This is a genomic window from Elstera sp., from assembly GCF_044372965.1.
In the GTDB taxonomy this organism is placed as follows: Bacteria; Pseudomonadota; Alphaproteobacteria; order Elsterales; family Elsteraceae; genus Elstera.
In genome coordinates, this window is the sequence record NZ_JBILQX010000110.1 from 1 (window position 1) to 11,573 (window position 11,573).

General features: G+C 59.4%; 9 protein-coding genes. All 9 read right to left on the reverse strand.

Features of this window, described 5'->3' with window-relative positions; all coding sequences use genetic code 11:
- Positions 1 to 292: hypothetical protein (locus tag ACIQ36_RS13475; RefSeq protein ID WP_395830104.1), on the reverse strand; the 292-nt coding region annotated here is incomplete at its 3' end.
- 24 nt (positions 293 to 316) lie between these two features.
- On the reverse strand, positions 317 to 1,330 hold the full coding sequence (gene fliG, locus ACIQ36_RS13480; RefSeq protein ID WP_395830106.1) for a flagellar motor switch protein FliG: 1,014 nt from the start codon (positions 1,328 to 1,330) through the stop codon (positions 317 to 319).
- Between the two features lie 69 nt (positions 1,331 to 1,399).
- The gene (gene fliF, locus ACIQ36_RS13485) at positions 1,400 to 3,043 is read right to left on the reverse strand and encodes a flagellar basal-body MS-ring/collar protein FliF (protein WP_395830107.1); all 1,644 of its coding nucleotides are present in this window, start codon (positions 3,041 to 3,043) and stop codon (positions 1,400 to 1,402) included.
- Positions 3,044 to 3,558: 515 nt separating this feature from the next.
- Positions 3,559 to 4,923, reverse strand: a complete 1,365-nt coding sequence (locus ACIQ36_RS13490) for a flagellar hook protein FlgE (RefSeq protein WP_395830109.1) — start codon at positions 4,921 to 4,923, stop codon at positions 3,559 to 3,561.
- 74 nt (positions 4,924 to 4,997) lie between these two features.
- Positions 4,998 to 6,926 (reverse strand): flagellar hook protein FlgE, encoded by a 1,929-nt coding sequence (locus ACIQ36_RS13495; protein ID WP_395830111.1) that lies wholly within the window; start codon positions 6,924 to 6,926, stop codon positions 4,998 to 5,000.
- A gap of 52 nt (positions 6,927 to 6,978) precedes the next feature.
- Positions 6,979 to 7,947 (reverse strand): FlgD immunoglobulin-like domain containing protein, encoded by a 969-nt coding sequence (locus ACIQ36_RS13500; protein ID WP_395830113.1) that lies wholly within the window; start codon positions 7,945 to 7,947, stop codon positions 6,979 to 6,981.
- 28 nt (positions 7,948 to 7,975) lie between these two features.
- A complete protein-coding gene (locus ACIQ36_RS13505) occupies positions 7,976 to 9,868 on the reverse strand; it encodes a flagellar hook-length control protein FliK (RefSeq protein ID WP_395830115.1) in 1,893 nt (630 codons plus the stop codon).
- 237 nt (positions 9,869 to 10,105) lie between these two features.
- Positions 10,106 to 10,657, reverse strand: a complete 552-nt coding sequence (locus ACIQ36_RS13510; protein WP_395830118.1) for a GNAT family N-acetyltransferase — start codon at positions 10,655 to 10,657, stop codon at positions 10,106 to 10,108.
- A 2-nt stretch (positions 10,658 to 10,659) separates the two neighbouring features.
- Positions 10,660 to 11,418 carry an imidazole glycerol phosphate synthase subunit HisF gene (hisF, locus tag ACIQ36_RS13515; RefSeq protein ID WP_395830120.1) on the reverse strand — a complete coding sequence of 253 codons (759 nt, stop codon included), beginning with the start codon at positions 11,416 to 11,418 and terminating at the stop codon, positions 10,660 to 10,662.
- Between the last annotated feature and the right edge of the window lie 155 nt (positions 11,419 to 11,573).

Genomic DNA, 11,573 nt, shown 5'->3' on the forward strand with positions numbered 1-11,573 from the left:
CATCAAGTGCTTCGGGCGCTGCGGTTTCCGGGGGGAGCGCAGCGGTTGTTACCGGGTCGGCTGAGTCCCAGGCGGCAAGGTCGAACCCATCTTCGGAGCGGGGGGCATGCGTCGGAGCAGTCTCGTCCGACGCGGGCGATTTCGGGGCGTCGGACGCCGTTCCCTCGGTCGACAGAACGGCATCCTCCCCATCCAGGAAGGTGAAGTCGAGCGCGTCGAAGTCCATGCCGTCGCCGCCGACAGAAGTGTCGACCGCAGCGTCAGGAGCAGAGGGGGGCAGGGGTGAGACCATGACTGCGCCTGTCTAGAGGACCAATTAGTAGATCAGCTCGTCACCGCCCTTATCCGCGATGACGATTTCACCACGGGCGGCCAGGTCTTTGGCCATCTGAACCATATACATTTGCGCTTCATCGACGTCGCGCAGACGAACAGGCCCCATCGACGCCATATCTTCGCGCAACAGTTTGGCGGCGCGTTCGGACATATTGCTGAAGAACATATCGCGCAGGGTTTCGGAAGCCCCCTTCAGCGCCATACCCAGCTTGTCCTTTTCGGTCGCGCGCAGCAGCGTTTGAATGCCCGAACTGTCGAGACGGCTGAGGTCTTCGAAGGTGAACATCAAAGCTTTAATGCGTTCCGCCGAATCCTTATTGCGCTCTTCGAGCGAGGTCATAAAGCGCTGTTCGGTATTGCGGTCGAGGTTATTGAAAATATCCGCCATCTGTTCATGGGCATCGCGGCGATTGGTGCGCGCGAGATTGCTCATGAATTCGGTGCGCAGCGTCTTTTCAACGTCGTTCAGCACGTCCTTTTGAACGGCTTCCATGCGCAGCATGCGCATGACGACCTCAAGCGCAAAAGCTTCCGGCAACAGCGACAGAACCCGCGCGGCATGTTCAGCTTTGATCTTGGACAGAACCACCGCAACCGTTTGCGGGTATTCATTCTTCAGATAATTCGCCAGAACTTGCTCGTTCACATTGCCGAGCTTGTCCCACATGGTGCGACCCGCTGGACCACGGATTTCTTCCATGATCGTATCGACACGGTCTTTATCGAGAACCTTACTGAGCAGGCGCTCAGTGCTCTCGAACGACCCGGTGAGCGAGCCCGTCTGGCTGAACTGTTCAGCAAATTCGACAAACAGCCGCTCGACCACATTGGATGAAACCGTGCCGAGATTCGCCATGGTTTGGGAGATCTCTTTGATCTCCTCGTCATCCATCAGTTCGAATAGCCGCGCCGCATGCTCCTCGCCAATGGCAAGCATCAGTATGGCCGCTTTTTCAGGTCCGGTCAGAGACCGGAAATCCTCACGAACGCGCATGGCTCGGTTCGACCCTTACCGTTATTGACATAAGATACCCAGAAAGAGGGAGTGCATCGACGCGGCCCATTATGCACCAGATTCCTGGTACAGCCAGCCGCGCAGGATGGCCACAACATCTTCAGGATGCTTCTCGATAATTTCCCCGATCTTGCGCAGGCTGGAGGCTTTCACCCGGCCTTCGATACGATTGAGGTCGATCATTTCTTCAATACTATCGCCGATCTCGATGGCGGGGATCATGTCACGACCACCCCCGAGTTGCGGCAAACCGTTCGGCCCCAGAAGCTGCGCACCAGCCCCGGCGCTCGCCATCGTCGGCACCGCATCGAACAGGCGGGCCAGCAGCGGCCGGATGACCATGAGAACAACGAGGATGGCAACCAAACCCAGCACCGCGACTTGCGCATAGCGATAGAGTTCTTCACCCGTCATGCCCAGCAGGTACTTTTGCGGCGGCGGCACGTCGGCATCAAGCGACACGAAGGGCATATTCACCACTTCAACTTGACCTTCGGAGAGGCCCGCCGCCGACGCCACGAGTGACCGTATCGCTGCAATTTCCTGCGCGGTACGCGGCTCCAGCAGCACCTTGTTATTCTCATCAAACCCAGAGGTCTTGTGATCGACCAGCACAGCCACCGATTTCAGCGCAATCGCGCCTGGGTCGCGGGTCCGGTTGGTGATGCGCTTGCTGATTTCGTAGTTCAGCGTTTCTTCTGTCCGGTTGCTGCGCGACTGGGACGTGGTGGCACCGCCCGCCGTCGCCGACCCCGTCGGCAGATTGTTTGCAATCGTGACCGACGGGTTGCCGTCCGTTTCAGACTGTTCCGATGTATCGGCGACATTCTGGCTTGACCGCAGAACCTGCTGTTCCGGATTAAAAATCTCTTCGGTTTCGTTAACGCGGCTGTAATCGACCTCAGCAGAAGCTTCGACCCGAGCCTTGCCGAACCCAATGGAGCGTTCGACGAGGTTTTCGATCTGGCGCGACATCCGCTGCTCGTAAGCAACGCGCAACTCTTCCGACTGTTCGAGCATGGCACCGCTGCTGCCAGCGCTTACGCCGCCGCGGGCAAGAAGTTGGCCACGCTCATCGGCCACAGCGATCCGCTCGGGCTTTAGGTTCGGAACCGAAGCTGCGATGATATTCTGAATGGCGATGACCTGCGCTTTTTCCAGGCGCTGCGAATTTTGCATCCGCAGCAGCACCGAGGCGCTCGGTTCTTGGCGTTCGCGGGAAAAGAGTTCGCGGGTCGGCAGAACCAGGTGCACACGGGCGTCGCGAACATTGTCGATGCCGCGGATGGTACGACCAAGTTCGCCTTCGAGCGCGCGCAACTGGTTGATGTTCTGCACGAAGCTGGAGGTAGCCAAGCCCTGGGCTTGGTCGAAAATTTCGTAGCCAATCGAGCCGCCGGAGGGGATCCCTTCACCGGCCAGCGTAATGCGGGTCTTGGCGACCTGCTCCACCGGCACGTAGATCTGGGCGCCGTCGGCACGGATCTGATAGGCGATGTTCATCTGGTCGAGGCGCTGCGTGATCTTCGCTGCGTCTTGCTGGCTAAGGTCGCCATAGAGTAGCGCTGTTTCAGCACCACCCATCCGGGCGACGACATAGATCAAGAAGGCGATCAGAGCGACCACGATTGCGCCCGCAATCGCGAGGCGTACCGGACCGAGAGCCTTAATCTGCTGAATCAGGGCGTTCACGCGATCAACCTTTTGACAGCGGCCAGGACACGCAGTGAGACCTGCACCGGCTGGTTACGGGGCTGGATTGGGGTTACCGGGCGGCAATCCCCTATCCGTGATTCCATCTTTACCGCATTTTCGTCGAGATGGGTAAAAATTGTTGGGGTGAAGTGGAAATTTTTGCCTAAAGACGCGGACTTACCCGGTTTGGTGAGAGTGCCGGATCAAGAAGGCCACGCGCCGAGCGACCAATTCCGCAGCTTTCCAAAGCCGCCCCAGCCCCCACAAAGCGACAGATTTGTAAAAAAAACTTTAAGGCTTCACAATATCTTGATCGGGGAGGAGATGCCGTCGCCGCCGTCGCCGGAGCGCGGTTGAAGATCGGGTAAGCGATTTAGAAAAATCGACTCGATATATATTAAATAAAGCCTGTGTCGAATTTGAATTAAAAAAGCGGCCAGCAAAACTGACCGCTTTCTCGTTCCAGAATATCATAGCCCGTGAAGATCAGCCCCTATCAGGGGCAGGGCACTTTAGTTCTTGAGATCGCGCACGATCTCGATCATCGCGTCCGTCGTCGTCACGATCTTCGAGGCGGCTTGGTATCCGCGCTGGGTTACAATCATGTCGGTAAACTGATCGGCCAGATCGACGGTGGACTGCTCCAACTGCGCGCCCATCACCTTGCCCGCGCCATTGGTATCGGAAGCATTCACCACCGCATCGCCGCTGTTGGCCGTAACGCGGTAGGCGGTTCCGCTAACCGATTCCAGCCCATAATCATTGACGAAGGTCACGACGGGGATGGAGGCGACAGCAACGCGTTTGCCCTGATCAAAGATCTGGTAGAGCACCCCGTCATCGCCGACTTCAATGCCCGCAATGCCCAGCGGCCCGTGCCCATCGGTCGTAGAGCCGGAGAGGTTGCTCGCGCCGCCCATACCGGTAATTGTAGATTTCCCGGCGGCGTCTTTAAAACTGAAGCTTGGGCTCAAGGTGGCAACGGTGGCCCCCGTGGCGGTATTCGTAAAGGCCACTGAGCCCAGCGAGGTTGCGGCAGTCGGCGTGACCAACTGGCCGTTAGAGTCGAACGTCAGGGTAATAGGGGTGCTGGTGGTGGTTGCGGTCAAGCTCGTCCCATCGGGGCCGGTGCCGCCGGTATATTGGGCGGTCCAGGTTTGGGGGGCGGTTTTGGTCAGCGTGACTTCCAGCGCATAGGGCGTGCCCGTCGCATCATAGGCGGTCACCGACGATTTCAACGTGGTTCCCGGCGTCGTTGTCGTCGTCCCGGGAACAACATTGCCATTGGCATCGGTCGTATCAGCCGTGGTCGTTGTGACTGGAACGGCATCGGCGGCCGACAGGTTCCCCGTTAAGGTGATCGACGTGGACGCGGTTCCCGCAAGAACGGTAGTGGCGGGAACTTTGATCGGTTGCAGGCTGTTGAAGGCCCCGCCGCCGGTTCCCGTCGTCCCAGCAGGAATACCGAGAAGGGCAAAGCCCTTCGAATTGACGAGGAAGCCGTTTTTATCGACCGAGAAATCCCCCGCGCGCGTCACCAGACGCTCAGCCGTATTGGCAATCTGGCCGGTAGCATTGTCGATAGCCGAGGCGACCGGGAAAAAACCGCGCCCAGCGATAGCGAAATTCGTCGAGGTATAGGAGGTGGACAGAATGCCCTGCTGATCGATCCGGCTGAACTGCGACGCGACAACCCCGCTGCCAACACCGCTGTTGGAGGATTTACCGCCATTCACCAGATCGGAAAAGCGCGAATCCGAGTCCTTGAACCCAACCGTCCGCGAATTGGCGATATTGTTCGACAAAACCCCCATCGCCGTGCTTTGGGCATTCATCGCGGTTACGCCGGTAATCAGGGCCTTGCTGAAACTCATCATCGCACCTTTAGGCTGAACTTAGGGAAAGTGGGACCCTCCCCTTGCGCCGAGGCGCGAAGGGAGGGTTATCCGCCTTAACGCTTCAGGTTGATGATTTCCTGCAGCATTTCGTCCGAGGTCGTGATCGTCTTCGAGTTGGCGCTATAGTTACGCTGCGTCACGATCATATCGGTGAATTCTTCGGCGAGATCGACGGTGGAGCCTTCCAACGCACTGCCCTGAACGGTCCCGGCCCCGCCGATGCCGGAGAAGTTGGTCGTCGGCGACCCCGAAGCGTCGGTCTGGGCATAAAGATTGCCCGTGCGCGCATCCAGCTTATTCGGATCGGCGAAGGTGGTGATGGCGACGCGGGCAACGGCAAGGCGCTGACCATTATCGAACACCGCGCGGACTACACCGTCCTTATCGATGGCAACACCCGTCTTATAGCCAAAGCGCACACCATCTTGATTGATGAAGGAGGTGGCGAAAGCGTCCGACTGCTGGGTTACGCCATTCTTGGTGCCGACGGTACCGAAGTTGATGGTGGGGTTAAGCAGCGAGGCGCCGGTCGAACTGGGGCTTGAGAGGTTTACACCGGCGGTTGCCACTGCGCTGTTCAAGCGGGCGTTGGCATTTGCCGAAAAGCCCGAAATCGAACCGTTGGTATTGAATGAAAGAGTACCAAGGCGACTGGTATCCTTCGGTAAGCCCGTGAGGGGTTGCCCGGCGACGGCTGCGGCGTAGCGGGCCTGATCGGCGGTGTCGAGGCCAGCCGGGATAGTTTCGCTACCATTGTAAACCCAGCTATTCTGGGTCGTTCCAGAAATAGAGTCTACCGGGTTGCCCGAGGCGTCCGTCCGGCCAACAATGGTCATTTTCGTGACAAAAACATCCCACTGGTTGGCCGCGGTCTTAACGTAAGCAAGCTGCACATTATGCCCAACGCCCAAGCTATCGTAGAGCGTTACATCACTCGTAAAACCCGACTGGATACCGCTTGCGTTAGTCAAATCAAGCTGGGAGCCAGTGCTAGCGCTAGGGGTGCCCGTTGAAGACGACATACGCAGCTTGTATTGACTGGTCAGCGTCGGGTTTGCCGCGACCGGCGCGACAGCGCCATTGGCGAAGGAACCCCCTATGGTAAACGCAATCTGACCACCCGTGTTGCCTGTTGCCGTACTCCCTGCAACGGTTGCGTTAAAGTTCAACGTGCCTGCAGCCGTCACCTTCCCAAGCGTAACGGAACTGGCGGGTGTTGTCCCAACGTTAAGGGTCACATCGTAACCACCCGCAGTATCGTTCGTGAAGGTGATGTTGGAGGTATAGTTCGCAACAGCCGGGCTGCGGGCCGGATCGTTAACCGGATCGGCAACGCCGCCCGTCATAGTGTAAACGTATGGGCCACCGGCCGGCGGAAAGGGGATTGCCGAGCCAGCCGGAAGATTAAACGTGTAAGCATTCGTCGGCGGCGCACTCGTCGCAGGCAAATTCGCCCCAATCGAAACCGTGCTGGTTGCCTTCGCGCTGCCCGTGATCGAGCCAACGCTGATGGCGCGGAGTTGATCGACCGGCAAGGTCGCCGTCGGCACGTTACCCGCGGCATCAGCCGGAACGCCGAGCAGATATTCGCCGCTGGCTGAGGTGAGGAACCCTTCCGAGTTGGTGCGGAACGAGCCCGCGCGGGTGTAGAGGCGTTCAGTGCCGGTCGGGACCGAACCGTTGCCGCTGACGGACGATGCGACGGCGAAGAAGCCGCGCCCAGCGATGGCGATATCCGTGGTCGACGCCGACGAGTTGATGAGGCCTTGCTGGTCGATCAGTGCAACCGTATTGGCCTTCACGCCGCCGGGGGCATAGGTGGCAGCCGAACCAGACTTCGTTACCAAGGTTTCGAAATCTGCCACGCTGCGCTTATAGCCGATGGTATTGGCGTTCGCGATATTGTCCGAAATCATCGCCATGCTCGAGGCTTGCGCTTTCAGACCCGTAACACCAGCTTTCAGGGAGCCGTAGATGCTCATGATTCTCTCCTAGCCTCGAATGCTTCGATAGATTTGGGGTAGCTTCTGGGGGTTAACCGCGAACGGCTACGATTTTGTCGAGATAGATGTAAGCGTCCTGACCGACTTGAAGCTGAACACCATTTTCGGTGCTGCCGATGTCCTTCACCCGGTTCACCGTGGTCAGTTTCGCGTCGATCGGATTGCTCTTCTCGTCGGTGATGAGTTTGTCGTTGGCGTCATAGGCATAGATCGCCACGCTGTAAGTCCCTGCCGTAACCGGCTGGTTCTTTTCGTCGCGCCCGTCCCAAACCACCGACTTACGGCCTGCGGTCGAGTCGATCTTGAGCACGCGCACCAGCGTGCCGCCATCGTCGAAAATGCGGGCTTCGGCGCGGTTTACCGCATCGGCGAAGGTATACCCAAAGCGCGGCTTCGGCGTTTCCGTCAGCGTGATCTTGCTGGTTGGAAGGTCAATACCGACCGAAGCCCCCGTAGAATCGACGGCGCTCATGATAAGATTATAGGTGCCGACCGGCAGCAGCGAACCGTCGGTCTTACGACCATCCCAAGCAATCGTATGGCTACCGGCTTTACCGTCGGGCGAGAGGGTACGAACGATATTGCCGTTCTCGTCTTTCAGCACTGCCGTTACCGTGCTGGCATCCTTGGTCATCCAATAAGTGATGCTGGCGGGGGATTCTACCGTCAGGGCCGAGCCTTCGGCTTCGACATTCTTGCCGATATAGTTCGACGCCTGCAGCACCTGGGCGGCTTGGTTTGACGTCAGCAGCTTATCGAACTTGGCATTCAAGTTGATTTGCTGTTCGACCTGGCTGAACTGCACAAGTTGATTGGTGAACTCACTCGAATCGGTCGGATCCAGCGGGTCCTGATTCTTCAACTGCGTCGTCAGCAGCTTCAGGAAGTTATCGTAGGTCGAGGCCACCGAATTGCGAGAATCGATGGTCTTTTGCGACGCGCCGTTCAGTTCGGAGAGATTGCCGAACATATTCGACGTAGTGCTGCCGGTCGTTGCCATGGTTCGTCCTCTATTCCCAGCGGTCCCGTTAAATACGGATATCGATCACGCCCAAACCGGGCACGACGCTTTGTTGTGTCGGCGCGGTCACGTTTGGTTCAATTTCGGCATCGGCCAAAAGATCCCCATTCGCATCGCGGCCCCGACGGTCCTCGCGGCCAAAGCCGCCATTTTCTTGCGCCTGCTCGCGCAGGGCGAAATTCAGTGAATTTTGGTCCGGATTAAGGCCGGTATCGCGCAGCGCTTGTTCTAACTGCCCCGCATCGCGGCGAAGTTGTTCGAGCGCGGCGGGGTTATCCACCAGAACATTGGCAGTCAGCCGACCGTCTTCGCGCACATCCACATCGATGGTGACCCGGCCCAAATGTTCGGGGCGCAGATCCATGATCACGCGACCGCCGCCGTTAGCTGCTGTCTCGACGAGCCGCGTCCCCACTTGCTGTACGACCGGCGTTTGGAAAACCGGCGAATTCGGGCGCGCGGCTGTTTTAGCGGCGGGCGCTGCATTGCCCGTGGTCGCCGCATTATTCACCACCGCCGCCGTGGCCGACACTGAATTAGGCGCTTTTATGGTATCCGATTGGGGGGCAGTCGTTGCGGCGGCAAGGCTAGCCTCGGCAGCCGCAACTTTCAGCCCCGCTTTGAACGCCTGAATTGGGCCCGAAAGCGAAGCTTCGTCGCGGATCAGCGAGACCTGGCTATCGGCGAAGCGCGCCGCCAGCCGTTCGCCCGCTTGCGCGCGCTCTTGCGCTCGTTCGCGCCCACGCTCCGCCGGAGATTGATCCTGACGGTTTTGATCCTGCTTGGTCTCTGCTTCCGTCGCGGGCGCGGCGGCAGCGTCCGTCGTCGGCAGGCCGGCGAGGGTTTCGGCATCCTGCGGCGCGACGGCATCGGCCTGCGGTTTCGGTGCGGCGGCTTTGGCCTTCGGCTGCGCGTCCGTCACAACGGGCGCGACGAGCGCGGTTTGCGCTGCAACGGGCTGCGCTTGCGTTTCCGGTGCCGTGTCGACCGCCTGTGGTGCCGGACCGCTTTCCGGTTTGGCGACCGGCGCGTCGGCTTCCGTGCCCCCTTCACGGGCGACGACGGTCAGCGTCTCGATGATCGCATCTGCCGCATTGGTCTGAACGGGCGTGGTTTGAGGCGCGGGGGCTGGATTGGTCGGCGTTGCCGAGGTGGGCCACGGCGTTGTGGAGGCAGAGGGGCCGGGGGGCAATGCTTGCGGCGCGAGGCCATCTTGCATCGCGGGTAGGGATTCCTCGACAACCGGGGCCGTCGCGGCGGCCAGCACATCGTCGATGATCGTTTGCGGCAGGGGGATCGGTTCCTGTTGCGACAGGTCGGTTTCAGTCGGAACCGCTTGTACCGCACCCGCTTGCGCCAGCAGAGCCGCCTGCGGTACGCGCTGCGTTTCGAGATAGACCGACAGCGGTAAGACGGGGAGGGGCGTTGCTGCAACCGGCGCGGCATCGGCTTCGCTATCGGGAGCAGTCGCCTGAGTATCGCTCTCTGCGTCCGGGGTGACCGCTTCATCCGAGGGGACGGTCGGCTGAGCCGATGGGGCGGTTACGTCTTCGGCGACTGGCGCGGTGTCGGCAATATTTGCCGCTTCGACCGCATCGACCTCCTCCAAAGCCTCTGCCCTTTTATCGGGATCGGGTTTTGATGGGGCGGGAGCGGCCTCGAGCTTCTCGGGCGCTTTTGATGGCGCTTCAGCCCGGTTCGAACTCCGAGCGGCAGGCTTGGCGGCGGGCTTTTCCGCAGGCGTCGCGCGGTTGGTCGCATCAAGCAGCGACTCGAAATGACGGACGGACTCAGGCGAGGCCCGGCCTTTCAATTTCGTCGCATCGGCATTTACGGAAGCACCCGTAAACCCCAGTCCTAAGCGATCTACTTGCGATGTCTTAACCGGCGTAGAAGCCATGGTTGATAACCTCCATCAGCGTTGCCCCTTGTTCTGCATGTTGCGTGCCAATCTGAACAACGCCTCTGATACCCATGATAAATAACAGATAATTATGGAAAGGGCGAGTGGAAACTACCTGCGGCACACCGAAAAACCAATCCGGTCGTCCTGATTCGATCACGACGGAGCCCCTATCGGGAACTTCTTGCCCAGTCAAATGCGGCTAAGGGGCTGAATTTTGAACGAGAGGGCCGCTTACGCGGCGGGGTTCAGGCACCCCAGAATGATATGATCTGCCCAACTATCATCGAGACGCCAATAGCGGGGCAACCGGGCTTCCACGGCCCATCCGGCCTTCACAAATGCCCGTACCGAGCCGTCATTACCGCCATAACACCCTGCATACAGGCGATTCAGGCGCAGCTGCTCGAAGGCGTACCGGGTGAGGGCCGCAATCGCTTCCGTCGCAAGTCCGCGGCCCCAAACCGATTTATCGCCGATCAAAAGGCCAATATCGCCGCGCGCATGTTCCCGGTTGACGGGGCCAAGTTTAATATTGCCGACGTGACGGCCCGCCCGACCATCGTCGCCCTTAAAAAACATCCCCAACAAAAGAGCGTCGGGATTTTGATTCATACTGTGTATGAAGTCGGCAAGACTTTCCGGCGTGTGTCTGCCGAAGCGTGCTTCAAGAAAGCGTAGGATTTCGGCATCCTGCATCCAAGCCAGATAAGGGCCGGTTGCGGCGCTTTCATCGAGCGTGCGTAACCAAAGCTGAGGGGTTTCCAGCGCGCCGGTGAAAATCATCCCTATCTCCGCAAAACATGGCCGCAGCCGAGCAGATACTGTCGAAGTTTGACGATGTTATTGTCGGAGAAGACGAGCATGGTTCCGAGCCCTAAAGCCTCGACGCCTGCCGCCATCGCCGCGTCCAGGTGATCCAGCGCTCCGGCCCCGCCTTCCAGAATGATCGGCACCGAAACCGCATCGGCGATCAGGCGGTAAAGATCAAGATCGAAGCCGAGGCGCGTCCCTTCCCGATGCACCGCCATAAGACGAATCTCGCCCGCGCCGCGATCCACGGCTTCCTTCGCCCAGGCAGTCGGCGTGCGATTCGCCACAATCGTGCCCGTGCGATAGTCGTAGAGGGAATAGGCGCCGGTCTCATCTTGAAGGATATCGAGCCCTAGCACGACCGCCTGGGCACCAAAGCGCCGGGCGACGGCATCGAGCAGGGCCGGATTATCGAGGGCCGGCCCCGTAAACGCTAGTTTGTCGGCCCCCGTGTGCATCGCCTTTTGCGCCAGATCGAAATTGATCAACCCGCCGCCCAAGGTGAGCGGCATGGTGCATTCTTCGGCGACTTTAGCAAAAGCTGTAAAATCCGGCGCCCGACCTTCGCGGCTGGCATCGATATCGACCAACAGCACTTCATCGGCATCTTGAGCGGCGTGGGCGCGGGTGATGCTGGGAGGGTTGCCCGCGTCGCGGTGCTCGCCATAGCGCACCCCTTTGACAAGACGGCCTTGGCGGAGCAGTAAGGTAGGGATCAGGCGGCGGGTCAGCATAAAGGATTAGACCTTCCAACGCATGAAATTGGCGATCAGTTTCTCGCCCTCCACCTGGCTTTTTTCCGGGTGGAATTGCGTTGCGAACACCGTTTCGGTGCGAATAGCGGCGGGCACGGGGCCGTCGTAATCGGCCTCCCCCGCCAGCACGGCGG